Origin of the sequence: Lentibacillus daqui (assembly GCF_027186265.1) — a bacterium.
GTDB classification, from domain to species: domain Bacteria; phylum Bacillota; class Bacilli; order Bacillales; family Amphibacillaceae; genus Lentibacillus_C; species Lentibacillus_C daqui.
In genome coordinates, this window is the sequence record NZ_CP114176.1 from 1201279 (window position 1) to 1225693 (window position 24415).

Annotated in this window: 30 protein-coding genes and 1 pseudogene; 29 read left to right on the forward strand and 2 right to left on the reverse strand. The window is 40.1% G+C overall.

All coding sequences use genetic code 11. The annotated features are described in order from the left end of the window. The first annotated feature begins 121 nt into the window (after window positions 1-121). From pxpB to O2S85_RS06120, 12 genes are all read left to right on the forward strand, one after another. The gene (gene pxpB, locus O2S85_RS06065) at window positions 122-853 is read left to right on the forward strand and encodes a 5-oxoprolinase subunit PxpB (protein ID WP_269411791.1); all 732 of its coding nucleotides are present in this window, start codon (window positions 122-124) and stop codon (window positions 851-853) included. A 57-nt stretch (window positions 854-910) separates the two neighbouring features. Beyond that, window positions 911-1663 carry a LamB/YcsF family protein gene (locus tag O2S85_RS06070; protein WP_439649437.1) on the forward strand — a complete coding sequence of 251 codons (753 nt, stop codon included), beginning with the start codon at window positions 911-913 and terminating at the stop codon, window positions 1661-1663. Between the two features lie 27 nt (window positions 1664-1690). Further along, on the forward strand, window positions 1691-2644 hold the full coding sequence (locus O2S85_RS06075) for a 5-oxoprolinase subunit C family protein (protein ID WP_269411793.1): 954 nt from the start codon (window positions 1691-1693) through the stop codon (window positions 2642-2644). Next, window positions 2641-3210: a nucleotidyltransferase family protein gene (locus tag O2S85_RS06080; protein ID WP_269411794.1), complete on the forward strand. Its 570-nt coding sequence runs from the start codon at window positions 2641-2643 to the stop codon at window positions 3208-3210. Before O2S85_RS06075 ends, O2S85_RS06080 begins: the two co-directional genes overlap by 4 nt. 49 nt (window positions 3211-3259) lie before the next feature. After that, window positions 3260-3754, forward strand: a complete 495-nt coding sequence (locus O2S85_RS06085) for a DUF1648 domain-containing protein (RefSeq protein WP_269411795.1) — start codon at window positions 3260-3262, stop codon at window positions 3752-3754. Between the two features lie 189 nt (window positions 3755-3943). Beyond that, a complete protein-coding gene (locus O2S85_RS06090; protein WP_269411796.1) occupies window positions 3944-4684 on the forward strand; it encodes a Cof-type HAD-IIB family hydrolase in 741 nt (246 codons plus the stop codon). A 206-nt stretch (window positions 4685-4890) separates the two neighbouring features. After that, window positions 4891-5076, forward strand: coding sequence for a cold-shock protein (locus O2S85_RS06095; RefSeq protein ID WP_269411797.1), 186 nt, complete (start codon window positions 4891-4893; stop codon window positions 5074-5076). A gap of 363 nt (window positions 5077-5439) precedes the next feature. Then, entirely contained in the window at window positions 5440-6963 is a 1524-nt protein-coding gene (exaC, locus tag O2S85_RS06100; protein ID WP_269411798.1) for an acetaldehyde dehydrogenase ExaC, read from the forward strand. Window positions 6964-7034: 71 nt separating this feature from the next. Continuing rightward, window positions 7035-7388 carry a DUF779 domain-containing protein gene (locus O2S85_RS06105; protein WP_269411799.1) on the forward strand — a complete coding sequence of 118 codons (354 nt, stop codon included), beginning with the start codon at window positions 7035-7037 and terminating at the stop codon, window positions 7386-7388. Between the two features lie 123 nt (window positions 7389-7511). Next, window positions 7512-8552, forward strand: a complete 1041-nt coding sequence (locus O2S85_RS06110) for a hypothetical protein (RefSeq protein ID WP_269411800.1) — start codon at window positions 7512-7514, stop codon at window positions 8550-8552. A gap of 173 nt (window positions 8553-8725) precedes the next feature. After that, window positions 8726-9193, forward strand: a complete 468-nt coding sequence (locus O2S85_RS06115) for an IDEAL domain-containing protein (RefSeq protein WP_369419905.1) — start codon at window positions 8726-8728, stop codon at window positions 9191-9193. Between the two features lie 143 nt (window positions 9194-9336). Then, complete coding sequence (locus tag O2S85_RS06120; RefSeq protein ID WP_269411801.1) at window positions 9337-9774, forward strand: IDEAL domain-containing protein; 438 nt, start codon at window positions 9337-9339, stop codon at window positions 9772-9774. A gap of 119 nt (window positions 9775-9893) precedes the next feature. Here the strand turns inward: O2S85_RS06120 and O2S85_RS06125 are convergent, their stop codons facing one another. Next, window positions 9894-11933, reverse strand: a complete 2040-nt coding sequence (locus O2S85_RS06125; protein ID WP_269411802.1) for a penicillin-binding transpeptidase domain-containing protein — start codon at window positions 11931-11933, stop codon at window positions 9894-9896. A gap of 329 nt (window positions 11934-12262) precedes the next feature. Here O2S85_RS06125 and O2S85_RS06130 point away from each other — a divergent pair, with 329 nt between their 5' ends. From O2S85_RS06130 to nagB, 5 genes are all read left to right on the forward strand, one after another. Further along, window positions 12263-12388 (forward strand): anti-repressor SinI family protein, encoded by a 126-nt coding sequence (locus O2S85_RS06130; protein WP_269411803.1) that lies wholly within the window; start codon window positions 12263-12265, stop codon window positions 12386-12388. A 79-nt stretch (window positions 12389-12467) separates the two neighbouring features. Continuing rightward, complete coding sequence (locus O2S85_RS06135; protein WP_269411804.1) at window positions 12468-12800, forward strand: helix-turn-helix domain-containing protein; 333 nt, start codon at window positions 12468-12470, stop codon at window positions 12798-12800. A gap of 357 nt (window positions 12801-13157) precedes the next feature. Beyond that, window positions 13158-13310 (forward strand): hypothetical protein, encoded by a 153-nt coding sequence (locus tag O2S85_RS06140; protein ID WP_269411805.1) that lies wholly within the window; start codon window positions 13158-13160, stop codon window positions 13308-13310. 337 nt (window positions 13311-13647) lie between these two features. Next, a complete protein-coding gene (gene nagA / locus O2S85_RS06145) occupies window positions 13648-14832 on the forward strand; it encodes an N-acetylglucosamine-6-phosphate deacetylase (RefSeq protein WP_269411806.1) in 1185 nt (394 codons plus the stop codon). Further along, window positions 14832-15560 carry a glucosamine-6-phosphate deaminase gene (gene nagB / locus O2S85_RS06150; protein ID WP_269411807.1) on the forward strand — a complete coding sequence of 243 codons (729 nt, stop codon included), beginning with the start codon at window positions 14832-14834 and terminating at the stop codon, window positions 15558-15560. The genes nagA and nagB overlap by 1 nt, the downstream gene beginning before the upstream one ends. A gap of 253 nt (window positions 15561-15813) precedes the next feature. On the opposite strand, the gene O2S85_RS06155 is transcribed toward nagB, so the two are convergent. Next, the gene (locus O2S85_RS06155; protein WP_269411808.1) at window positions 15814-16446 is read right to left on the reverse strand and encodes a YigZ family protein; all 633 of its coding nucleotides are present in this window, start codon (window positions 16444-16446) and stop codon (window positions 15814-15816) included. A 179-nt stretch (window positions 16447-16625) separates the two neighbouring features. On the opposite strand from O2S85_RS06155, the gene O2S85_RS06160 reads away from it, so the two are divergent. The 12 genes and pseudogenes from O2S85_RS06160 to O2S85_RS06210 all read left to right on the forward strand — a co-directional run bounded on the left by O2S85_RS06160 (window position 16626) and on the right by O2S85_RS06210 (window position 24314). Continuing rightward, complete coding sequence (locus O2S85_RS06160) at window positions 16626-17765, forward strand: sensor histidine kinase (protein WP_269411809.1); 1140 nt, start codon at window positions 16626-16628, stop codon at window positions 17763-17765. A gap of 132 nt (window positions 17766-17897) precedes the next feature. After that, window positions 17898-18590 (forward strand): response regulator, encoded by a 693-nt coding sequence (locus O2S85_RS06165; RefSeq protein WP_269411810.1) that lies wholly within the window; start codon window positions 17898-17900, stop codon window positions 18588-18590. A 158-nt stretch (window positions 18591-18748) separates the two neighbouring features. Continuing rightward, entirely contained in the window at window positions 18749-19591 is an 843-nt protein-coding gene (locus O2S85_RS06170) for a DegV family protein (RefSeq protein WP_269411811.1), read from the forward strand. A 297-nt stretch (window positions 19592-19888) separates the two neighbouring features. Beyond that, window positions 19889-21289 (forward strand): ATP-dependent helicase ComFA, encoded by a 1401-nt coding sequence (locus tag O2S85_RS06175; RefSeq protein WP_269411812.1) that lies wholly within the window; start codon window positions 19889-19891, stop codon window positions 21287-21289. 10 nt (window positions 21290-21299) lie between these two features. Beyond that, a complete protein-coding gene (locus O2S85_RS06180; protein ID WP_269411813.1) occupies window positions 21300-21443 on the forward strand; it encodes a hypothetical protein in 144 nt (47 codons plus the stop codon). Further along, window positions 21436-21972, forward strand: a complete 537-nt coding sequence (locus O2S85_RS06185) for a ComF family protein (protein WP_269411814.1) — start codon at window positions 21436-21438, stop codon at window positions 21970-21972. Before O2S85_RS06180 ends, O2S85_RS06185 begins: the two co-directional genes overlap by 8 nt. 168 nt (window positions 21973-22140) lie before the next feature. Further along, window positions 22141-22302: a flagellar biosynthesis anti-sigma factor FlgM gene (locus O2S85_RS18770; RefSeq protein ID WP_369420077.1), complete on the forward strand. Its 162-nt coding sequence runs from the start codon at window positions 22141-22143 to the stop codon at window positions 22300-22302. Continuing rightward, on the forward strand, window positions 22284-22430 hold the full coding sequence (locus tag O2S85_RS06190) for a hypothetical protein (RefSeq protein ID WP_269411815.1): 147 nt from the start codon (window positions 22284-22286) through the stop codon (window positions 22428-22430). Before O2S85_RS18770 ends, O2S85_RS06190 begins: the two co-directional genes overlap by 19 nt. 149 nt (window positions 22431-22579) lie before the next feature. Beyond that, window positions 22580-22792: a flagellar filament capping protein FliD gene (gene fliD / locus O2S85_RS06195; RefSeq protein ID WP_269411816.1), complete on the forward strand. Its 213-nt coding sequence runs from the start codon at window positions 22580-22582 to the stop codon at window positions 22790-22792. A gap of 49 nt (window positions 22793-22841) precedes the next feature. Then, a pseudogene (locus O2S85_RS06200) lies at window positions 22842-22982 on the forward strand (flagellar export chaperone FliS); the annotation flags it as partial. A gap of 218 nt (window positions 22983-23200) precedes the next feature. Beyond that, complete coding sequence (hpf, locus tag O2S85_RS06205; RefSeq protein WP_269411817.1) at window positions 23201-23764, forward strand: ribosome hibernation-promoting factor, HPF/YfiA family; 564 nt, start codon at window positions 23201-23203, stop codon at window positions 23762-23764. Between the two features lie 388 nt (window positions 23765-24152). Continuing rightward, a complete protein-coding gene (locus tag O2S85_RS06210) occupies window positions 24153-24314 on the forward strand; it encodes a hypothetical protein (protein ID WP_269411818.1) in 162 nt (53 codons plus the stop codon). Window positions 24315-24415: the final 101 nt, after the last annotated feature.

The following is a 24415-nucleotide window of genomic DNA, read 5'->3' on the forward strand; positions in this document are numbered from 1 at the left end:
TTTGAACATACTATAAATAGATAATACATTCCAATGCCAATTTCGGATGGAATGTCCAAGCCAGAATCTATTTATGTTTTGTGCTACAATTTAGGAAAATGTCTTGGCAGGGAGGCTTTGTATGGGTAATGTTACGATAAAACCGGTTGGTGATACGTCGTTGAAAGTGGAGTTTCATGAAACAGTTTCACCGGAGTTAAATAGGAAGATTCGTACTTTTTGTCAGAAACTGCAAGAATTGTCTTTAACAGCGGTGGAAGAATGGGTGCCAGCGTTTGATTCGGTAACTGTTTATTATCAGCCGACACATATGACATATGAAAGCATTCGGAAACAATTGCAACAAATTGTGTTAACTGGAAAGGATGACATAACGCTAACATCCAGATATATCTATGTCCCTGTTTTATACGGCGGAAAACAGGGACCTGATTTAACCCGTGTTGCAAGCCATAACAGGTTAACAGAGAATGAAGTAATCGCGATTCACCAAAGGAATGAATATCTTGTCTACATGCTTGGATTTTTGCCGGGATTTCCTTATCTTGGTGGCATGGATAAACGTATCGCTACACCTCGGCTGGATGAACCGCGAAAGAGGATTGATGCAGGTGCCGTTGGGATTGCCCATGAACAAACAGGAATATATCCACTGGCTTCTCCTGGTGGCTGGAATATTATTGGAAAAACACCACTTCAACTGTTCCAGTCTGATAAGGAAAATGATGCTTTTTTATTTCAAGCAGGTGATGTCGTGTGCTTTTATGAAATAACTGCAGAAGCGTTTGCGGAAATCGAGCTGCTTGTGAAGGAAGGCAGCTTTCGTGTGAATGAAAAGTTTAAACAAAGATAATACCGTGGTAATGAAACTGGTTGATGTGTACGGTGAAATAAGGGAGGATGGATGAACATGGATAAGCAAATTGATTTGAATTGTGATATGGGGGAAAGCTTTGGCAGGTATACTATTGGTGCAGATGCGGACATGATGGCATATATTACATCGGCAAATATCGCCTGTGGCGGACATGCTGGTGATCCGGAAGTCATGGAGCAGACCGTTCGTTTAGCCAAACAACATGGTGTTGCCATAGGTGCACATCCTGGCTTTTTTGACCTGGCTGGATTTGGGCGTCGGATGATTGATTGCTCGGCTGCAGAAGTTTACCGGCTGGTGGTTTACCAGGTTGGGGCACTTGCTGCCTTTTGTAAGGTTAACCAGGCAAGGATGCAACATGTGAAACCTCATGGTGCATTGTATAATCTTGCGGGTCAAAACCGACAGATCGCAGATGCTATTGCTCGGGCTGTTCATGACATTGATCCATCGTTAATATTATATGGCTTGGCAGGCAGTGAATTGTTGCAAGCGGGTGAGGATCAAGGGTTACAAGTTGCTTCCGAAGTTTTTGCCGATCGAACCTATCAGCCAGATGGACGCTTAACACCAAGAAAACATCCAAATGCGATAATTGAACAGGCTGAAGCGGCTGTACAACAAGTGGAGCAGATGGTGAACCATGGTGTTGTTGAGGCGGTTGATGGCACCCAAATTAAGATTCGCGCCGATACCATTTGTTTACATGGTGACGGAGTGAATGCTGTTGCCTTTGCAAAAAAACTGCGAAGGAAACTGGAAGATGCTGAAATTAACGTAGGATAAGTTTAGGACTGAATTGGAGGTGCTGTAATGGCAGGTCAAAAAATATTTACTGTGAACAAGCCAGGAGTTATAACTTCTTTTCAGGATATGGGACGTACAGGATATCAACGGTTCGGTGTGCCGGTCGCAGGTGCGATGGATGTATTTGCATTTCAGATTGCCAATATATTGGTGGGAAATAAGCGCAATGAGGTTTGCTTGGAAGTTACACTCATTGGCCCGCAACTGGAGGCGCACTACCCCATTACTTTAGCCATAACAGGTGCTGATTTACAACCATCTGTAAATGGAAAGTCGGTTCACATGTGGGAGACGTTTACAATGGAGGAAGGGGACCAATTAACATTTGGCAAGCTTCAATCAGGGGTGCGGGCATATATTGCAGTAGCTGGAGGGTTCGCTGTACCCGCCATCTTTGGAAGTAAATCAATGGATATGAATAGTGGTTTAGGGTATATGCTGGAAAAGGGAGAGGCAATCGAGGGAAATCCTGTTGCAAGTCGTTCCGGGATTGGTCTTTCCAGAAAGGTTATTCCCATTTATCAAAAGGAAATTGATGTAGCCATCATTGAAGGACCGCATACCAATCTGTTTACAGAGGCGGATCGACAACGTTTTTACCAAACAACATTTATCGTTGGAGCTAATTCCAATCGTATGGGATACCGTTTGGAGGCAGCCGATTTTCAAATTACTCCATCAGGGGATATCTGGTCGGATGCCACGCCATTTGGAGGAATACAGATACCACCAAATGGTCAGCCAATTATATTGATGGCAGACAGGCAAACGACTGGTGGCTACCCGCGGATTGGTACGGTCATTTCTACTGACCTCCCAAACATTGCCCAGCTTCCCCCGCAAGGGAAAATCCGCTTTTATTCCATTTCCGTGGAAGATGCACAGCAACGACTAGTCAAAAGGGAAGCATTTCTGGAGCGGTTGGAAACCTTTCGTGTCGGTTTGGAGATAGGGAGATGAAGTGGCTTACGGAACAGGACATTGTAGGTATGATACACGAAGATGTATGGATGATGGAGGCATTACAGGCGGCAAAAAAATTACAGTTACCGGATTGGTGGATTTGCGCAGGTTTTGTTCGGACTAAAATTTGGGATACATTGCACTATTATGAGGAGAGAAGTCCACTTCAAGATATTGATGTTATTTATTTCGATAAGAATGACTTGAAGGAAACAACAGAGAAACGTTACGAAACCATATTGAAAGCTGCTGCACCAGAATATCCCTGGTCAGTAAAAAACGAAGCGCGGATGCATATCACAAATCAGATCGCTCCGTATATATCTTCGGTTGACGCCATTGCCAAATTCCCGGAGACGGCAACATCGCTTGGTGTCCGTCTTAATGAAAAAGACCATATTGTACTTACTGCTCCGCATGGAATAAATGATTGTGTACAATTGACAGTCAGACCAACACCTTTCTTTTTATTGGATAAACAGCGCATGGGTTTTTACAGGAAACGTTTATCTCAAAAGAATTGGCAGGAAACCTGGCCAAAATTGACAATTAATGAAACCTGAGATCCGCGTTTAACGTATAAACGTAAAAAAGCAAGGGGGCGAATATGTTATGCGCGATCGTCCAAAAATAGATCTTCCACCTTCTAAATGGGTGCAATTTTTAAACCTGATAGCTATGCTTATGCTGCTTAGTTCCATTGTTTATGTAGTGCTAACTTATCGCAGTCTGCCGGAAACAGTCCCTACGCATTTTAATGGAAAAGGGGAAGCAGATGGCTGGGGACATAAGGGAACTATTTTTCTTTTGCCTGTGATTGCAGTTATCTGTTATATCCCGCTTTATTTTTTGAGCAAGGTACCACATACCTTTAATTATACGGTAGAAATAACCAAGGAAAATGCACCTCGTTTGTATCAGTCAGCACGCTTGTTTATGACGATTATTAATGCCGAGACTGTAGCTATTTTTTCTTTTTTAACATGGGAGACAGTACGCGCCGCGAAAGGTTATGATACATTTGGTGTATGGTTAATCGTTGCGATCATAGTGGTACCATTAATTACGATTATTGTCTTTATGGTAAGGATGAATCAACTTCGGTGAACAAGAAAATCCCAATGGGCCATAAATGGTTTCTTTATTATTATTGGCCAGCCTTTGGTAAAATAGGTAATAGATAAAATTGCGTCATTCAAGGCGTACAATTGGCACTGGTGTTAATTCCGTTTTTAACAATACGTTTGTAAAATCGCGATATTCGAAACTCAAATATATTGGACAGGGAGCGTACATATGGATAACAAACATGAAATCAAATTGGTAGCACTAGATATGGATGGAACGTTGTTAACGAGTGAGCAGAAGGTATCAGAACGTACACAAGAAGCAATTAAACAGGCGCTTGCCAATGATGTACAAGTGGTATTGAGTACGGGACGGTGGATTAGTTCATGTCACCCGTTTGCTGAAAAACTAAATCTTACATCGTATTTAGTGACCTGTAATGGCGGGGAAATCTGGACGGTACATAAAGAATTAATTGAGCGGCACTTGCTTGATACAGAATTGATTGAAATGATGTGGGAACTTGGAGCCGAAAATGATATGAACTGCTGGATGATCTCAACGGATGATGTCTGGTATGACGCACGTCCGGATAATTTTTATGACCATGATTGGCTTAAAATCGGCTTCGACTCCCATAACAAAGAGAAATTGGATGACCTGGTGGAAAAACTGTCCTATCACAAGGGCTTGGAATTATCAAATTCTACTCCAACCAATATTGAGATCAATCCGGCCGGTGTTAACAAAGCAACGGCCATTACCAAGGTATGTGATTGGCTGGGGATGAGGATGGATAACGTCATGGCAGTAGGCGACAGTTTGAATGATATCAAAATGATCCAGGAAGCCGGGATCGGTGTGGCCATGGGAAATGCCCAGGAAGCGATCAAGATGGCCGCCGATTTCGTAACGGATACGAATAATCAGGATGGAGTAGCTATGGCAATAGAACGTTTTGTATTGTAATAAGGGCAGTTTTAAGATAACACCTTAGAATGGCTTAATCGATTTAAAAAAGTCAATAAAGTCAATCCCGGGATGATACAAAGTTACATGGCTAAATTGTCGTATTTTAACTTGTATTGTCTAAAAGCATCCAGAAAATTGCCAGCCCTTTCTTTGTCTGACGGAAAGGGGTATAATGGTAATAGTACCAGAAAGGGGTTGCTATCATGTCATTTTCACGCGGACCAAAAGAACCGGTTCCAGAGGTGGAAACCAATGTATGGTCATGTACTAGTGAAGACTGTCAGGGTTGGATGCGCGAGTCCTTTAGTTTCGAGCAGGAACCAAAGTGTCCGCTCTGTCATTCATCGATGAAGCGGGAAGTCCGTGTACTTCCGGAATTGGAAAGTTGATCATACGGCTGATAAATCATCAGTTGAACAATTTTACATGAGTTGATACATGACTTTTTTTATGTTCATATTTGTGGAGATGTCTGATCAGCGGCTTTTGTTTAGGGAAAAAAATAACTGAATTGAGCAATTGGAAAACAGGTTCCACCCTTGGAATGTGTTTTCTTTTTTTGTCCTCCGAAAGCTCCCATACATCTACATAGTGGAGGACTGGACATATAAAACGTGAAAACAATCACGTATCAAAGTATTGGAATAATTGGGAACCTCCTGTTATACTCTTAATAGATGATTTTGTCTATATGACTTCATCAATTAACTTTTGCAAGCGTTAACAAAAGGGATTGGGGAGGAATGATCGTAATGAGGTATGCTAATCCAAACACGGAAGGTGCCAAGGTATTCTTTAAAGAACGGTATGACAATTTTATTGGAGGTGAATATCGAGCGCCTTCGAGTGGAAAGTATTTCGAAAATGTTAGTCCTGTTACCGGGAAAGTATTTTGCGAGATTGCCAGATCTAATAAAGAAGATGTGGAAGCGGCCGTAGATGCAGCCTATAAAGTGAAGGATGAGTGGGGAAAAACATCGCCTGCACACCGGGCAAACATACTAAATAAAATTGCTGACCGGATAGAAGAAAATCTGGAAACACTGGCAGTAGCAGAAACATGGGACAATGGAAAGGCGGTTCGGGAATCACTTGCTGCTGATATGCCGCTTGCTGTCGATCATTTCCGGTATTTTGCCGGTGCAATTCGTGCTCAGGAAGGCGGCATTAGTCAGATTGATAATGATACGGTTGCCTACCATTTCCATGAACCGCTTGGTGTCGTTGGGCAAATCATCCCATGGAATTTTCCGATTTTAATGGCCACATGGAAACTTGCTCCGGCATTGGCTGCGGGGAACTGTGTTGTATTAAAGCCTGCAGAACAAACGCCGGCGTCCATTCATGTTTTACTGGATCTGATTAAAGACTTGCTTCCTGCAGGTGTGTTAAACATTGTCAATGGCTTTGGTGTAGAAGCCGGAAAACCATTGGCAACCAATAGCCGAATTTCCAAGGTCGCTTTTACCGGTGAAACAACAACTGGAAGATTGATCATGCAATATGCTTCAGAAAATATCATCCCGGTCACACTTGAACTCGGCGGTAAATCACCGAATATTTTCTTCCCGGATGTGATGGATAAAGACGATGCCTTTCTGGATAAGGCTGTCGAGGGATTGGTTATGTTCGCATTGAACCAGGGTGAGGTTTGTACTTGTCCATCACGTGCACTGGTGCATGAATCGATTTATGATGAATTCATGGATCGTGCTATTAAGCGGGTCAAAGAAATCAAAATCGGTCATCCGCTTGATACCGACACAATGATGGGCGCGCAGGCATCTCTTGAACAAATGGAGAAAATCAAATCATATTTGGATATTGGTAAGCAGGAAGGAGCCGATGTACTTGTTGGCGGCGAAGTCAATCAATTAGACGATCAATCACTAGCCGATGGTTATTATATCCAGCCAACAATCTTTAAAGGAAATAACAGCATGCGCATTTTCCAGGAAGAAATTTTTGGACCGGTTCTGGCCGTTACAACCTTTAAGGACAAAGAAGAGGCAATGGAAATCGCCAATGATACCTTGTACGGACTTGGTGCTGGTGTCTGGACCAGGGATATTAATACAGCATACCGGTTTGGCCGTGGAATTGAAGCGGGCAGGGTATGGACCAACTGCTATCACCAATATCCCGCACATGCAGCATTTGGTGGCTACAAAAAATCCGGAATTGGCCGGGAAAATCATTTAATGATGCTGGGTCACTATCAGCAAACGAAAAACCTGTTGATTAGCTATGGTGAAGGAACGGCAGGGTTATTCTAATAAAATACTTACGATGGTCGGGGGGGGGGCATATATTTTTGTTCCTTGTCCATTAGTAGGGGGTGTGAAACATGGTTGAACGGGTGACGGCTACGGATGAGGCATTAAGTTTGATAGAAACATTGAAAGATATCCATGGGCCACTAATGTTTCACCAATCCGGCGGCTGTTGTGATGGCAGTTCTCCAATGTGTTTTCCCAAAGGTGAATTTATTGTTGGTGATTCTGATGTGCTGCTTGGCGAAATCGGTGGTACCCCATTTTATATGTCAAAGGATCAATATGAATACTGGAAACATACCCAGCTTATTATTGATGCGGTTGATGGTCGCGGTGGTATGTTTTCCCTGGAAGGACCTGAAGGAAAACGATTTTTGACCAGGTCAAGGGTGTTTACCGAAGAAGAGCGGAAAGAATTAACCTAAGTTCTGAAAAACAAGGCCATGCGGAGATACAACTCTGCATGGCTTTGTAATATAAAAATTTTGCACTTATCCTGGGCAGGGCGCATATAATGAAATTAACCATTTTTATAAAGGGTGTGTCAGATGCCAAAAAGATACTACACAACCGGTAACACCTCAGAGGGCTTTGTGAATTTTACCTATTCAAACATAAAGGATATAAAACGTGTTATTGTACTTAAACATGATTCGAATAAGGTGAAGACGAGTGTAATTGATCAAATTATAAAAAAATATGAAGCATCAGACCAACTGGAGATAATATTAAGTCCACTTGGCGGCAAATATCGTGACGGTGTAATATGGAGGGATAAAGGAATTGCAATCATCACCGATCAGATAGCCCCAAACAAGATGGATATTGAGATTTGTGATTTGGAGAAAATTTTCCCGGCAAATATCTCACAGCATGAACTACAGCAACAAATCGATAGCGCAACCCAAAAGGCATATGAAAATTTTGCAACCGGACTCTCTATCCACGATAAATTGGAAAAAATCTATGTCGATCAAATGGATTTTAACCGTGCCAATGAACTTGCGAGTCATTTTATACAAAATCTGCTAGTAAACCAGCCTGACAGTCAAGTGAAAGGGAAAATACGCACGCGTCTATTTGGTACCAACACGCCGGATGGTGCAGTCAATGTGGTTCCGGAACTTATTAAAGATATTGCCAATGTATGCTATATAAAAGGGCGTGCGGGTACAGGAAAATCAACGTTTATGAAAAAAATAGTTAGCGCATGTACGGCAAAAGGATTGGATGTCGAGTTATACCGATGCAGTTTTGATCCAAGTGGACTGGATATGGTCATTGTCAGGGATCTTGATTTCTGCATATTTGACAGTACAGATCCACACGAATATTTTCCACAACGTAAAGACGATCAAGTCCTTGACCTGTATGACGAGACAGTGACTCCCGGTACGGACGAAAAATTTGCGGTACAAATCAAAAAATTGACGGCTGAATATAAATCGTACATGAAACAAGGAATTAAAAAACTTAAAGATGCGGATGTTTACAGAGAACAAATGGAAAGGATGTACTCAGTACCAGACGAAAATGAAATGAATAAACTAGTGAACAACTTCATGCATTTGGATACGAAAGTTGAATAAATATTGTTGGTAGAGACAGCCAAACGGGGGTTTAAATTGCATATATATTAACCTTTGTTTGGTTGTTTTCCATATAAAAAATAAAATTCTAAAGTTTACCACTTGAATTTTTTTCAAATATCGTGTAAAATTAATTAACTGAAAATTTGGAGTATGAAACGAAAGGGGGATGTATGATGGTTACCGTTAAGATGTTAAAGCCATATTATATTAAAGCGGATGATGAGTATGTGCGCGTTATCCTAGCATATCAATATTTTTCTGTGTTTATCCACGATCAATTGTATCATTTTGTACCAAACGAAGCAAAAGAAATCCGGATTAACCGGAGAACACGAACGGTTGATAATATTGAGGCCCAATTTGCTTTCCAAAAGGGCAAGAACATTATCCGCATTCCAATGACGAAACTTGTGACCCTCCCTGATTTTCAAACGGAATTACAAAAAATTATTGATCCATATATAAAGAGTCAAGAATCTATCAATATAGCAGTAAATGAAAACGTTAACAAAAAAATCATTGAAGAACTTGAACAGCAAAATTTGCGAAGATTAATTGATAAAGCGTTAGACGATCGGGATGAGAGACAATTTTATGAATTGACTTCATTACTTCGACAAGACCGAACCAACGAGTAAAGTAGCAACTAAGAAAATACAATATGATAAAGGGAGACATTTTAGTGCAGCTTTCCTGTTATCAAATGTCTCCCATGGCAAGCAGGTTTAAAGATGTGTAATAGGGGGAATTGTATAAAAATTAGCCAAAGGTGGTGAAGTAAATGGTTACCGTCAAAGAACTGAAACCTTATCACATTAAAGTAGACTCGGAATACATTCATATTATTTTGGCCTATCAATATTTCAACATTAGTATTGATGAATCCGTTTATAAGTTTGTTCCAGTGGATGCCAAAAAGATTACAGTGAATCGAAAAACAAAGCAAATAATGAATATGAAGGCGAAATTTGCATTTCAAAAGGGGAAGGAAATCATACATATTGCCATGACCGATCTGATATTTATTCCTGAATTTTTGATACAAATTCATTTGATTGCTGATCCGTATTATCTCGAAGACTTACCAACGAAAAAATCTAATGATGAAATTACGGAAATTATCGATGAATTAGAGCAACTTAATGTGAAAAGACTCATAGACCGTGCGTTGGATGAAAAGGATGAGACAGCATTCCGTCAGCTTGTGAAATACCTTTAAAATTGTGGACATCTTTCAGGTAAAGAATCGCCCAGAAACCTTACTTACAGTTGATTTGATCAAAAACAAGCTCTCCAGATAATCATTCATCCGGAGAGCTTTTCTTCAATTATTTTCAATTAATTATGAAAATCCTTTAATAGTTCCGCGGTTTTTTTCGCAACGATTCCGCTGCCGCCATCTTGTTTCTCAGTATGCTCCATCATCATGGCAATCAATATATCCGGATCTTTGGTAGGGTAGCCGACAAACCATCCATTTTCCGGACCTGATTTTTCGTCTGCTGATTTTTTCAATTCTGCTGTGCCAGTTTTTCCGGATACGGCGAAGTCTGATATATTGGCCATCTTTCCCGTTCCTTTAGGCGAACTGACTACTTTACGCAGTGCGTCCTGGATAACTTTGGCCTGATCACTTGTAATTATATCCTTTTTCCACACCTGTTTTGTTTTTTCATTAGCGAGCAATGTCGGTTTAAGCATGTTTCCATCATTTAAAAATGTTGTGTATGCTGTTGCCAGGTAAAGTGGGCTAACCTGAACTTGGGCTTGGCCATAACTGGAATTGGCTAATTGAACCTCACTATCAAATTTCCCATTTGAAGATATAGTTGATTTTTTAATTGGGTAGTCAAACGGAAAATCTTTTTCAAAACCAAATCGCTTTAAGCCTTTTGCGAACGTATCACTGCCCATATCGATTGCTTTCATGGCGAAATAAATATTGTCAGAACGGATTAAGGCATCGGCGATATCCACTGGCCCGTCGGAAGGGGAAACACGGCGTACCTTATAATCACCCCAACCCTTACCGTTACTCCACTCCAAACCATTGATTTCAACACCTTCACCTGGAACAATATTACCTGCTTTTAAACCAACAGCGGCGGAGATAGGTTTCATAACAGAACCTGGTGCAAATGTTTGCGAAAATCGATTGAGTAGTGGTTGTTTTGGATCATCTTGCAGTTTTTTCAGTTCATCCCCACTGATACCATTCATAAAATCGTTCGGATCGAAGGCGGGACTGCTGACAAGCGCCAGAGATTCACCGGTTTTTGGATCGATTGCAGCCGTTGTTCCCGCTTCACCATCATAAGCCTTGTAAATTTTCTCTTGAAGATCGATATCAATGGTTGTTTGAATATTTTCTCCATCTTTTACCGGTTTTTCCGCCAGTACCACCGGATCATTATTTTCCTCGTCCTCATTGGATATGGTAATGGTTACCCCCGGTTCACCTTTTAGTTTATCTTCATAGAGTTGTTCAAGCCCGCGTTTACCAATCATATCGTTTGCAGTATACGTACTAGGGTCTTGTTTTTCCAATTCCTCGGCGTTAATCTTGCCAATATAACCAACCAAATGTGCTGCTGCCTTTCCAGCAGGATAAACCCGTCCGGTAACATCACGACTCATTACTGGATCCAGCTCCAATAGTTGTTCCAGATTATCTTTTTTAGAATTGGAAATCTCTTTTAACGGAACATAAACATCAGGTTCAACCCAGTCAGCGTCCAAAGCCGTATTAATTTCATCTACTGACATGTCCAAAAGTTCGGCAATTTTCTCTTTCATTTGGTCTGGGTTGTCTCCCATTTTATTGGGAATAATGCCAATTTCACTGATCGTATCATTAAGTGCTAATGGCATTTTGTTTCGATCACGTATTTCCCCGCGTTTAGGCTCTTTGGTTTGGATATGTATCTTTCCGCCGTCTTTCATTTGCGGGAAAATATATCCGGGATCCCATTGCACAAACCAATTTTCCTCATCATTTTTTTCTTCTTTGACTAAAGTGGCCTGATAATCAAAAGAAATTGGACCGGCAATGGTATTCATTTTTACGGTTATGGGAAATGTTGCTTTTCCATTTTTCTTCGCATCTTTGAGCTCTTTTTTGCTTAGCTTTTTATAGGTAACTTGTAAGTCTGTTACCCCAAGATCTTTATAAATTTTCTTGTAGCGGTCAACAAATTGCTCAGATTTATAGGTTTCAGTTGATTTATCCGAAAGCAGGTTATACATCTTGTCAAAGTTTTGTTCATTCCACTGCTTTACATATGAATCCATCTGATCCTCTGGTGATGCTCCATCTGAACAAGCACTGAGAAGAAATAAAAACAAGAGACTGAACATAATCACTGTTATCTTTTTCATAGGACTCCCCCTAGATAAATAAATCTTACTTTATTTTAACACTTTTTCTGACGGACAAAAGTAAAAAGTTTAAAAAAACACGAACAAAAATCAGTGCATAAATTACCATATGTATGGAGATGTCATTTTTTGTAGAATACCGTATAGTCGGTTACAAAACTAGTTTCAATTCGACAAAATAAGCCATCCATTTACAGGCGGTTTTATAGTATATTATTCATAAGCAGAGCCTTGTTAAGGGTAAAATTTACCAGGTATATATAACTACTAATCTGTAGTACCGAATTATGCCAGGTCTGTTCGGTAATATAGTGAAGGAGATGGCGGCTATGTTAAAATTTGTTGGGAAACGTAAAATGGATGTTGAATGGGTTCGGTTAATTATGGAAGCGAAAATGATTGGCATAACCAAAGAGGAGATCCGCTTATTCCTTAAAAGTCAAAAGAAAAAATAAAATTTTCAAGAATTGTGCTTAATATAGAACCATTCACCTTTCCTATGGTATAATCTTCTAAGAAAGAAGGTGTTTGGGCTTGATCGGTGAGAAAATAAAACAATTACGACAAAACAAAAAAATGTCCATATCGGAGTTGGCTGAAAAGGCGGGCGTAGCAAAATCCTATTTGAGTTCCATTGAGCGCGGCCTGCAAACAAATCCATCCATTCAATTTATCGAAAAAATAAGTGTAGTACTAGAAATTTCCGTTAACGATTTGGTAAGAGAAGACGATGTGCCTACAGCAGAAGAACTGGATGATGATTGGTTGAAAATTGTCCAGGAAGCTATGGAATCAGGTGTCACCAAAGAGCAATTTCGCGATTTCCTGGAATTTAATAAATGGAGAAACAAGCAGAATAATAGTTAATAAATTGAACAACTCACTTTTGTATGCGGTTTATCATTTGAGTGAATGATCAAGGGGACTCCTGCCAAAATCAACGCCTGCGATCCTTTTGCGCACACACTTCTGCACATTCATTTCATATGTTGAATGAAAGGGCAGGTCAATGTTAAGGAAACAAGCTGCCCTTATTTACAATGTTTTTATAACAGATAGTTAATTCTGCTGCATGGGGCTTAACAAAAAGTGATCGAAGGCGACAAAAATAATAAAAACATAACGAATTATATATAGCAAGTTCCATTATTAGGCACAACATTTGCGGATTTTGTAGTATAATTGACTTATGGATCGAATTTTTGAAAAGGGCGTGAATAGATTGTGGGAGAGCAAGAGCAATATAAAAAAATCCTGAAAAATATAATTGATCAAGCGGAAAATCTCAAAATCCAGACGTCTGAACAATTGATTCAGGTTCTGGTAAATGAACTTAAAAGCAGCGCCATTTCAAGTGATAGTTTGGTCAACAAATAAAAAAAATGTAACTACACATTGCCGAATCTGGCGGGTGTAGTTTTTTATTTGAACGGCCGTATAGGTTGAGAAGCTCTGTGCTATGTTATAATGGATACATATTAAGGATGTTCAAAAAGTCCGGTAAAAATGACATGCCCCTTCAAAAGGGGTATGCCGACATTGGGCGCAAAGCCCGTTTTTAGTCGGCCTTCCTTTGAAGCTCGTTGGCTTGCTTTTCCGCTCCTCATATACCTTTTATGTACACCCCGGTGCTTAAAGCTACGCCGCCTAGAACTTCTCGGTCCTTTTTACCCTCCTTTTGAACACGCATTATTAGTAGAAAGGATGGCACAGCATGCAGCGTGATATGTTACTTTACATAAAAAATGCCAATATCTATACAGAACAAGGTTGGATCTCAAATGGATCTTTATTAGTTGAAAATGGAAAAATCGAGAAAATATATGAAGAAAAAGAATTTCCGAATCATCTCCCTGAGACGGTTGAAATAATAGATGCCCAATTTAACAATCTCATTCCGGGTTTTATTGATGGGCATATCCATGGGGCGAACGGGGCGGATGTGATGGATGCAACGGAAACAGCATTAGATACAATGGCGCAAGTTTTGCCTGAGGAAGGAACAACCAGTTTTTTGGCGACGACAATTACCCAGTCACCGGAAAATATTGATCGGGCATTAACCAATGTAGCAAACTATGTCAATAAACCAGGCCAAGCGGAAATAATCGGTGTTCATCTGGAGGGCCCGTTTATTGAAAAAAGCAAAAAAGGTGCGCAACCACTGGAATATATTATGGAACCAAACCTTGAACAATTTCAACATTGGCAGGAGCTTTCCGGAAACGTGATTAAAACCATTACCATGGCTCCGGAACATGATCAAGACGGAGCGTTTATTTCTTATCTTGCCCAATCAGGTGTAAATGTTTCAGCGGGACACACTGGGGCAAATTTTGCAGAAATAAACAAAGCGGTTACTTATGGCGTGCGACAGTTAACCCATTTATGTAATGCGATGTCAGGGATTCATCACCGGGATATTGGCGCGGTGGGAGCCGCCTTACAGCTGGATGAATTACGTGCGGAGTTAATTGCTGATGGAATTCATGTTTCACTGGAAATGCTACAGCTAATATATGATAATATGGGTAGTGAACGATTAATGCTTATTACGGATGCCATGCGGGCTAAATGTTTACAACCTGGTGATTATGAATTGGGCGGACAGCCGGTAAAAGTGACAAACGATCGGGCTCTATTGGATGACGGTACATTGGCTGGAAGTATTTTAAAAATGTATCAAGGCGCACAAAATATGTTGCATTTATCCAATGTTGACATGGAAGCAGTGATCAAAATGACGGCTGTAAATCCGGCCAAACAGTTACGGGTATATGATCGTAAAGGTAGCATCGCTGTTGGCAAAGATGCAGACATATTACTCGTTGATGATGCGCTAATGCTTGAAATGACAATGTGTCGTGGTGTGATAGCTTACAGGAAGGGGAATAGATAATGAAAATTTTAAAGGTGAAAGATTATCAGGCAATGAGTGAGAAAGCTTGTCAATTAATTGTGGATCAATTAAAACAACTGGAAGAACCAGTTCTGGGATTGGCAACCGGGTCCACGCCAGAAGGTCTATATCAGCAATTGATCGAACAACATGTCAAACACGGAATCTCATTTAAAAATACTACTACGTTTAATTTGGATGAGTATGTTGGATTGGCAAAGAGCGATCCGAATAGTTACCATTTTTATATGCGTAATAAATTGTTTGATCATATTGATATTCCACAAGATCAAACCCACGTGCCAAATGGAGAGGGCAAAGATTTAACTGCTGTTTGTCAAGATTACGAGGATGCAATAAAGGCAGCTGGTCATGTAGATATACAGGTGTTGGGAATCGGTTTGAATGGACATATTGGTTTTAATGAACCAGGAACATCTTTTTCCAGCAGAACCCATGTTGTCACACTGGACGAATCGACAAGAAAGGCAAATGCCCGATTCTTTGCTTCGTTGGAGGATGTTCCGACAAAGGCTATTACAATGGGGATTCAATCAATTTTGGAAAGCAAGCAAATTATTCTGCTAGTCTCCGGTGAGAAGAAAAGTGATGCCGTTGAAAAGTTGGTTAATGGAGAGGTTTCTGAAGACTTTCCTGCTTCCGCTTTAAAGCAACATGATAATGTTATCCTGATTGCCGATGAAGCTGCACTTAAAAATGTGAAATAATACAGCGAAACTTCATTCAATGGGACTTCGTTGAACAAAACGTTCTAATATGAGTTGTATAGAACAAGACATAAAGACGTAGCAATTTCGTCTATGTTCCTATATGGTTTTTATGACTATTCCCCCATCTCCTTCGTTTTGGTTTACGTGCATGTATAGATGGGGGTATTACAATCCGCCAACTTTGATAAGAATATAACAGTCCTATATCCAGCTATCTTAAGATGAGCGCTTGTTCTTAATTTTACATACGTTATACATCAATCTCAAAGTAGCGTAGATCAGTCTGTTTTATGATGGCCTGATCATTCGTTAAATTAATCATCCATTCCATAAATGATTCTGTAGCTGCTTTTTTTACATAAATGATCAATTCCGCCTTTTCGGAATAGTGAATGGTGGATAAAATATATTCAGAATGACGTATTTCGTTCTCAAGCCTGCCTAACATGGTATAATCAACAGTAACAGAATACCCTTGTGTCAATTGTCGTTTAACGATGCCAGTTGTTTGGACAGCTTTTGATGTCGTACTGCTGTAGGCGCGGATTAAACCGCCAGCACCAAGCTTGATACCACCGAAATAACGCGTGACAACAACAGCAGTATCTTTTAAGTTCTGCTTTTTTAAAACTTCCAGAATAGGAACTCCCGCAGTTCCCGTAGGCTCACCGTCATCATTAGCCTTTTGAATGTGATCATGTTCGCCAATAAGATATGCAGAGCAATTATGTGTAGCGTCGGAATATTTCTTTTTTATTTCCTGGATAAATTCAAGTGCAGCATCCTCACTTTCAACACGTTTGACATGGCCAATAAAACGCGATTTCTGGATGATTTGTTGATCAGATCCCTCTCTTTTTACGGTGAAATAAGTAGACAGCATTATTTTATACCTCCCGGGTCAATATGATGATAGATTATCAAATTAGAAAAAACAGCTGATTCGACACTGTGAAAAATGTGTAGTAAAAAGGATAATCTTTCCTGAAAGCGTGCAAAAAGACCCTACAAAAACAAATAGAGCTTGCGAACAATTATAGCATAGGTTGGTGGTTTTACAGAATGGTACTGAAAACTTCTGAAAAGGCGTTAGACACAGTTATTGATGAAATGATCGATGTAGTGGAAAATAGCAAGGATGAGATTTTTAATATTAGTGAGGCTGCACGCAAGGACTATGAGCAGTTACAAAAAGAATTGGCAATCATCAGGAAAAAAGTTGTGAAACACATCGATGATGGAGATAAGCTCCAACAAAAAGTACGTTTTTCCAGACAACGTCTATCTGAAGTGAGTAAATACTTTGATCGTTATTCTGAAACGGAGATACGAGAAGTATATGAACGTACACATAAAATGCAAACAGAGTTGGCAATGCTTCGCCAGGAAGAAAAAGTACTGCGCGAGCGTCGGGACGATTTGCAACGCAGACTAATCTCGCTTGACCAGACAATTGAACGTGCCGAGGGGCTTGCCGGAAAGATTTCTGTCATCCTAACCTACCTAAATGATGATTTTAAGCAAGTAAACGAAATGATTGAAGAGGCAAAGGAAAAACAAGAATTTGGTTTAAAGATTATTGAAGCGCAAGAGGAGGAACGCCGTAAAATATCCCGCGAGATTCATGATGGTCCTGCGCAAATGCTTGCAAATATATTACTACGTTCGGAACTAGTTGATCGGATCTTTCGGGAAGGAAGTACGGAGAATGCCTTAAAGGAAATAAAGAGTGTTAGGGAAATGATTCGCTCCTCCCTTTACGAGGTACGCCGGATTATTTATGATCTCCGTCCGATGGCACTGGACGACTTGGGATTGGTACCAACATTAAAAAAGTACCTGTCTACAATTGAGGATTATCATGCTGTTAAAACAGAATTTATTTCGCTGGGTAGTGAAAATCGACTACAGCAAAAATATGAAATTGCCATCTTTCGCCTGGTTCAAGAAGCAGTCCAAAACGCTATTAAACATGCGGAGGCAACTTTGATCAAGGTGAAAATGGAGATTAATAGAAACCTTCTCGCTGTTGCGATTAAAGACAATGGGAAGGGTTTTGACACCAAAGTGAAAAAGGATAAATCATTCGGACTGATGGGTATGCGTGAGCGCGTGGAAATGCTGGAAGGCACCTTGGAGATAAATTCCGTTATCGGCGACGGAACCACCATTTTGATCCATGTACCATATAATCTGGAATAATTTTCGGGTTGGCAGATGAAGTTCACTTTATAATCACTTGATTTAAATTTGTATAAAGAATAAGATAAATCTATCATAGTAACGATTATGGGGTAATAGACGGAGTATTCGATATCTGGGAGGAACCAAGGCATGAGCAAAACAGATTTAACGAAAATCATATTAATCGATGACCATAAACTATTTCGTGAAGGGGTAAAACGAATTTTGGAATTTGAACCAACGTTCGAAGTTGTTGCTGAAGGCGATGATGGTGAGATTGCCAAAGAGCTTGTAAAAGAGCATCGCCCTGATGTGGTCTTAATGGATATCAATATGCCAAATATGAATGGTGTACAGGCTACAGCGGATTTGGTAAAACATTTTCCGAAAACACGTGTGATTATTTTGTCGATTCACGATGATGAGAGTTATGTAACACATGCATTAAAAACAGGGGCACAGGGATATTTATTAAAAGAGATGGATTCTGATGCGTTAATTGAAGCAATAAAGGTTGTCAGTGAAGGCGGGTCTTATCTCCATCCAAAGATTACTCATAATTTGGTGAAGGAATACCGTCGTTTGGCACACGAAAATATGAAGAGTATTGCCGAGTATGGTATTGAATACCGCAAACCGCTTCATTTATTGACGAAGCGGGAATGCCAGGTATTGCAATTGCTGGCAGAAGGAAAAAGCAACCGGGCTGTATCGGAAGCGCTGTATATCAGCGAAAAAACAGTCAAAAACCATGTAAGCAATATTCTACAGAAAATGAACGTTAATGATCGTACGCAAGCAGTCGTATCAGCGATTCGCAAAGGATGGGTAGAAGTACTATAAAAGCTAATTATATATTGTTCATAAACGTGCCCAGCAACCAAGCTGGGCAGCTTTATACCAATCACCTATAATAGAAAGGTGTTTTTTGCTGTTATCCAGTAAATAAAACCAGCTTTTTACATATATTTTTACTACGATTAAGAGAGGAGGGAAAGATTATGAATATAGCTGTCATGACTGATAGCACAGCATATATACCTGCTCACACCAGGGAGGAATTAAATATTCATATGATTCCGCTTAGTGTCGTTTTTGGCGATACCTCTTATCGGGAAGAAATTGATATCACAACGCAGCAATTCTATGAAAAGGTACGAAAAGCTGATGAATTGCCAAAAACATCCCAACCATCGATTGGCTATATATCCGAAAAATTAACCGAACTCGCGAAGCATTATGATGCAGTAATTTCGATTCATTTATCTAGTGGTATTAGTGGAACCATGAATGCTGTCGCCAGTGCAGGTGAAATGGTTGATGACATCGCTGTTCATACGTATGATTCCGAGTTAAGTTGTGCGGGACAAGCCTTCTATGTTTTGGAAGCGGTAAAAATGGTTGAGGAAAACAAAACACCGGAAGAAATACTTAAACGATTTGATGAAATGAAACAACATATACGTGCTTATTTTATGGTAGACGATCTCAAGAACTTGCAACGAGGTGGCAGACTGAATAGTGCCCAAGCAATTGTCGGCAGTCTATTGCAGGTGAAACCAATTCTTCATTTCGTTGATAAAGTTATTGTTCCGTTTGAAAAAATACGCACACGAAAAAAAGCGTTAAATCGGATTGTTGGTATGATGGAAGATGATCTGGAGAAAGGTAAGTCATTGAAAGTTGTTATCATCCATGCCAACTGCCAACAAGCAGCTGAAGAATGGCGAAATCGAATAAGTGCAAACCACCCCGGATTGGACATCTCCATTGGATATTTTGGTCCAGTTATTGGCACCCACTTGGGAGAGGGAGCAATTGGTATGACGTGGTATGTCAAATGAAGATTCGATAAAGTGAAACTGTATTCATTGGAGGGTTCCTTCCCTCCCCCAATGATCCAGGGGAACAAAGGCTAAATTCGCAACGTCCTGTTGCAACGCCTTTGTGACCTGCCTCGTTTAGTCCCGAACGAATGCGTCAATAACCTCTGAACTAACCTTTGAAGACAAGGTTAGTTCCTTCATCATATTGTTTAAATCCATTCATTTTGAACCTAGTTAACTACAGGCTTTTTATCCGTTGAACTAACCGTTATCAATTTCTACTTTTACTATATATAAATAATAGGAGCGTGAAAAATGGCTTCAGAAACTACAAATCAGTTAGCCAATCAATTTGCGGGGAAATTATTATTACGTAGTGAAATTCCATTGAGTGAGGATGTGTTTCAACATTGCGTTTCATCAGGAAATTTTACAGCGGTATCTTCCATCAGCAAAAATCTATTGTATTGCCAATGTAATCGATGTGGGAATAGGGAACCCGGTTTATTTGCCAAAATACCCTGCCAAATCTGTCATAGAGAACATCATTATTGTCGTAAGTGTATTGAAATGGGAAGAGTTATGGAATGTGAGCCACTGTATTACTGGAATGGAGATCAACCGGCTTGGGCGACACCAGCTGATCCTTGTTCCTGGGATGGAGAGCTTACCGATAAACAACAGTTGGCAGCTGATCGTATTACCCAGGCAATTGTTTCACAGGAGAAGGAACTGTTAATTTGGGCGGTTTGTGGGGCGGGGAAAACGGAAATGCTTTTCCCCGGGATTACAAAGGCGCTTCAGTCAGGTAAACGTGTATGTTTAGCAACGCCAAGGGCAGATGTAGTACGAGAACTGTTACCGCGATTTAGACAGGTATTTGCCGGGGTATCGATTCAGGGGTTGTATGGTGGCAGCGATGAAAAGGAAAAAGTTGCCCAACTAATCCTTTCCACAACCCATCAGTTGCTTCGATTTCGTCAAGCGTTTGATGTCTTGATTATTGATGAAATTGACGCCTTTCCTTACCACAAAGATCCCTCCCTATCATTTGCTGCCAATCGTTCCCGAAAGCAGATCAGTACAATGATTTATTTAACAGCTACTCCCAGGAAAGAACAACGTAGAAGAATGCTCCAAAAACAACTGAACCACATGTTTGTGCCGACCCGTTTTCACGGTTATCCACTTCCTGTACCTTCTCTGAAGATGTGTCGGACTTTAAAAAAAGATTTGGCAAGACCCGCACCACCGAAATTGTTAACGGAATGGCTAAAACAGCGTGTAAATCCTGAACGCCAACTTTTGTTATTTGTACCAACAATTGAACTGGCCGAAAAATTGGAAATGGTGCTTGCCAGGAAGTTCATCCAACTTGGGTGGTTGCCTAGCAAACAAGCTATCACGTTTGTACATGCATCTGATCCGGATCGGGAAGAAAAGGTGCAACAATTCAGACGGAAAGAAACCTTTATGTTACTTACCACCACGATTCTCGAACGTGGCGTTACCTTTCCTTCCGTAGATGTTGTGGTGCTGGATGCCGGGCATGATGTATTTGATGAAGCGGCGTTAGTACAAATAGCCGGTCGTGCAGGTAGAAGTCCCGATGACCCAACCGGAGAAGTATTGTTCATTCATGACGGTAAAACGGACGCGATGGTTGAGGCAGTTTCATCCGTTAAAGCTATGAATAAACGGGGAGGCTTTCGCTGATGTTTTGTTTATGGTGCAATCAACAGATCATTCTGGATTTGAACTGGAGCAAGTTGCTGTTTTTATCCAAGCAGAGACACCTTTGCCAGACATGTCAACAACAATTAAAACCACTGACCGGAAAGCGTTGCAGCCGTTGCAGTCGAATGTGTGATGATCCAGTATGTAATGACTGTAAACAATGGGCAACGTACTATTATGATAGGGATGTTTTAACGAGAAATTATTCTGTCTTTGTTTATAATGACGTCATCCAGGACATCGTGACCAAATGGAAATACCGGGGAGATTATGTGTTGGGAAACATTTTTAAACAGTATATCTATCAAACATATAAACAACATAAATCTTCATTACCGGATCAAATAATAACTGTGCCAATCCCACTAAGTGGACAGCGACTGCTGGAGCGAGGATTCAACCAGGCAAAAATGCTGGCAAATTTTCTCCCGTTAAAGCAGGAAGAGTTGCTTCATCGACTTCATGGTGAAAAACAATCAAAGAAAACGAGAAAAGAACGCTTATCATCAAAAAATCCTTTTTATCTGTTGAAAAAGGTTAACAAACCAGTTCTGCTTGTCGATGATATATATACGACAGGAACAACATTGCGTCATGCAGCAAGTTTATTAAAGCAAAATGGTTGTCCTGATGTATATGCGTTAACATTAGTTCGCGGGTAAATCTGTTTATATAAAGCGAAAAGTGCCGATCATAGATAAGTCAGAGGAAAGGCGGGATAGCGGTGAAAATCCATGGTTCGAATCATATCAACTTTAATACGTATCAACAGCAAATGCAAGAACAAACTGTGAATTCAAAAGATACAAAGTAATCTTGGTCATTTTGAAATATCGAATCAAACCAAGCAGCTTCAGAAAAATAGCCAGCCAGGTGCCAAACGCGCAAAATATGTTCAGGATATTAAACAAACTATCGATTCCGGCGAATATCGTGTCAATCCGCAAAAAACGGCGAAAAAGATGATAGATTTTTGGAAAAAGCATCAATAAGGGAACCTGAAATGCGAATAGGTGGATTAGCTTCGGGTATGAATATTGATGATTCAAATAAAACGTTTGGGGAGCTTCTGGATGAAATGCCTGAGTTAAGGTGGGGAAAACGCGAACTTCAATTATAACGGCATTAAAACATAACTTCCAAAGATAATTCATACACATTAAGTGACATTACGTACCAATTCAAGGATGTAACGGCAGGAAAGGTAACGCTAACGGTTACGAATGATGCCGACGCTGCCTTTTATTCCATTATGGAGTTTATTAACCAGTGTGTCAAAGCTGGTATGTCAATGTGGAAACCGGTGGCGAGATTACTTCCTTTGGTAAACGGATGAAACAGTTAAACAAACAAATTGATACGTTTCAGGACCGGTTAACCCAAATCGAGGACCGGTATTGGCGTCAGTTTACCGCAATGGAAAAAGCAATCTCACAAATGAATGAGCAATCTGATTATTTAATGCAGCAATTTGGTAATTGAAGGAGAAAAAACCATAACGAGACACAAGAAGGGGTGACATGTTAAGCCTTATCAGAATAATGCGATTAATACAGCATCCGGCGGTGAATTGACACTGATGCTGTACAATGGCTGTATTAAATTTATCAAGCAGACCATCAATGATTTAAACGAAAAAAATGATGAGGCGAAAAACAAAAATATTCATCAGACGTATATAAATCCATATGTCAATGTCGGTACAATGGACGGTATGTTTTTGGATCGAAAAAAATAGCTGTTTTGAACATATCCTTAAAGGGAAAGTGCGTGTTTGGCGTAGTCCGACAAGATGCTATTAAATTTTCCCGACTATTTATTTGTTTAGGCAGGAATTAGGAAGGGTATTGTAGAATAAGAAGTACATAAGAATAAAAGGAGGACACTTTTATGAATTACAACATTCGTGGTGAAAATATTGAAGTGACTGGGGCCATACGTGACTATGTGCAAAAGAAAATTGGTAAGCTGGAACGATATTTTGATACACCACCAACATCAGAAGTGCATGTTAATTTAAGTGTCTATCATGATGAGCAGCGCATTGAGGTGACCATTCCAATGACGGATTTATTACTTCGTGCCGAGGAGCAACATGTGGATCTGTACGCTGCCATCGACCTTGTAGTTGACAAACTGGAGCGTCAAATAAGGAAATATAAAACAAAGGTAAATCGTAAATCCCGGCAAAATGGTTCACCAAAGCATATATTTGCCGAAATGGAAAAAGAAACGAAAGCAAATGAGTTCGATGAAGATGAAGATGATAATGAAATAGATATTGTCCGAACAAAACGATTTAATCTTAAGCCGATGGATTCAGAAGAAGCAGTCCTGCAAATGGATATGCTTGGCCATGCATTTTATGTCTTTACAAATGCGGTTTCCGGTGATACAAACGTCGTTTACCGGCGTAAAGATGGGAAATATGGATTAATCGAACCAAATAGTTAAACGGGATAGTAAAAAGGCTGACAAAGGAGTCAGCCTTTTTTTAATGGGAAAGTAAGGATGAATTTTGGGTTATTGTTAGTATTGTTTAGCAAGACGGAAAAAATCGGACCCCAAGGGCGATTTTTAATTTCTGTTTTCTGCCCTACTGCTGCAGTTTTGTAAAGCAATAAGAAAAAATGTCGTAATTTGTCGATCAATATACTGAAATTTTGTTTTGGGCATGAAAAATGAAGCGGAAATCGAGTTTTTAATGAAAATACATGTCGAATTTTGTTGTTTTTTAGCAAAAAACTGTCGAATTGAATGCCAAAATTGAAAAATGGCAATTGGTCTATTTGTTCTTTTTCATGGTATAAGTAATATACAGAAATGCGAAGGAGGATTACATATGAACCATCAAGATTCGATTGCGTTTGATGCGCTTGTTGTAAAAGTACAGCAACACGAAGAAACGATTACTCAATTAATGGAAATGGTGGCGACGACAAACCGGAAAATGATGGAACTATCACGTAAGTATGATAAAGAACATCACTATACACTCTCATGAGTTCCACGCAACACCAGCCTCTGATTTTCCACTATGTTTCCTCGAAAGGTATCTTCACGAACAAAAAACAGCCCGGCACCGGGCTGTTTTTTGTTTTCATA

Bases quoted from the DNA above. Each gene is read 5' to 3' on its own strand.
- O2S85_RS06125 (WP_269411802.1), bottom strand. From the start codon at position 11,933: ATGAAAAAGATAACAGTGATTATGTTCAGTCTCTTGTTTTTATTTCTT.
- O2S85_RS06180 (WP_269411813.1), top strand. From the start codon at position 21,300: ATGGTGCAATCAACAGATCATTCTGGATTTGAACTGGAGCAAGTTGCT.
- O2S85_RS06110 (WP_269411800.1), top strand. From the start codon at position 7,512: ATGCCAAAAAGATACTACACAACCGGTAACACCTCAGAGGGCTTTGTG.
- nagA (WP_269411806.1), top strand. From the start codon at position 13,648: ATGCAGCGTGATATGTTACTTTACATAAAAAATGCCAATATCTATACA.
- O2S85_RS06210 (WP_269411818.1), top strand. From the start codon at position 24,153: ATGAACCATCAAGATTCGATTGCGTTTGATGCGCTTGTTGTAAAAGTA.
- O2S85_RS06160 (WP_269411809.1), top strand. From the start codon at position 16,626: ATGGTACTGAAAACTTCTGAAAAGGCGTTAGACACAGTTATTGATGAA.
- O2S85_RS06080 (WP_269411794.1), top strand. From the start codon at position 2,641: ATGAAGTGGCTTACGGAACAGGACATTGTAGGTATGATACACGAAGAT.
- O2S85_RS06130 (WP_269411803.1), top strand. From the start codon at position 12,263: ATGTTAAAATTTGTTGGGAAACGTAAAATGGATGTTGAATGGGTTCGG.
- nagB (WP_269411807.1), top strand. From the start codon at position 14,832: ATGAAAATTTTAAAGGTGAAAGATTATCAGGCAATGAGTGAGAAAGCT.
- O2S85_RS06170 (WP_269411811.1), top strand. From the start codon at position 18,749: ATGAATATAGCTGTCATGACTGATAGCACAGCATATATACCTGCTCAC.
- O2S85_RS06095 (WP_269411797.1), top strand. From the start codon at position 4,891: ATGTCATTTTCACGCGGACCAAAAGAACCGGTTCCAGAGGTGGAAACC.
- O2S85_RS06120 (WP_269411801.1), top strand. From the start codon at position 9,337: ATGGTTACCGTCAAAGAACTGAAACCTTATCACATTAAAGTAGACTCG.
- O2S85_RS06155 (WP_269411808.1), bottom strand. From the start codon at position 16,446: ATGCTGTCTACTTATTTCACCGTAAAAAGAGAGGGATCTGATCAACAA.
- exaC (WP_269411798.1), top strand. From the start codon at position 5,440: ATGAGGTATGCTAATCCAAACACGGAAGGTGCCAAGGTATTCTTTAAA.
- O2S85_RS06070 (WP_439649437.1), top strand. From the start codon at position 911: ATGGATAAGCAAATTGATTTGAATTGTGATATGGGGGAAAGCTTTGGC.
- hpf (WP_269411817.1), top strand. From the start codon at position 23,201: ATGAATTACAACATTCGTGGTGAAAATATTGAAGTGACTGGGGCCATA.
- O2S85_RS06115 (WP_369419905.1), top strand. From the start codon at position 8,726: ATGATGGTTACCGTTAAGATGTTAAAGCCATATTATATTAAAGCGGAT.
- O2S85_RS06090 (WP_269411796.1), top strand. From the start codon at position 3,944: ATGGATAACAAACATGAAATCAAATTGGTAGCACTAGATATGGATGGA.
- O2S85_RS06165 (WP_269411810.1), top strand. From the start codon at position 17,898: ATGAGCAAAACAGATTTAACGAAAATCATATTAATCGATGACCATAAA.
- O2S85_RS06185 (WP_269411814.1), top strand. From the start codon at position 21,436: ATGTGTGATGATCCAGTATGTAATGACTGTAAACAATGGGCAACGTAC.
- pxpB (WP_269411791.1), top strand. From the start codon at position 122: ATGGGTAATGTTACGATAAAACCGGTTGGTGATACGTCGTTGAAAGTG.
- O2S85_RS06085 (WP_269411795.1), top strand. From the start codon at position 3,260: ATGCGCGATCGTCCAAAAATAGATCTTCCACCTTCTAAATGGGTGCAA.
- O2S85_RS06105 (WP_269411799.1), top strand. From the start codon at position 7,035: ATGGTTGAACGGGTGACGGCTACGGATGAGGCATTAAGTTTGATAGAA.
- O2S85_RS06175 (WP_269411812.1), top strand. From the start codon at position 19,889: ATGGCTTCAGAAACTACAAATCAGTTAGCCAATCAATTTGCGGGGAAA.
- O2S85_RS06075 (WP_269411793.1), top strand. From the start codon at position 1,691: ATGGCAGGTCAAAAAATATTTACTGTGAACAAGCCAGGAGTTATAACT.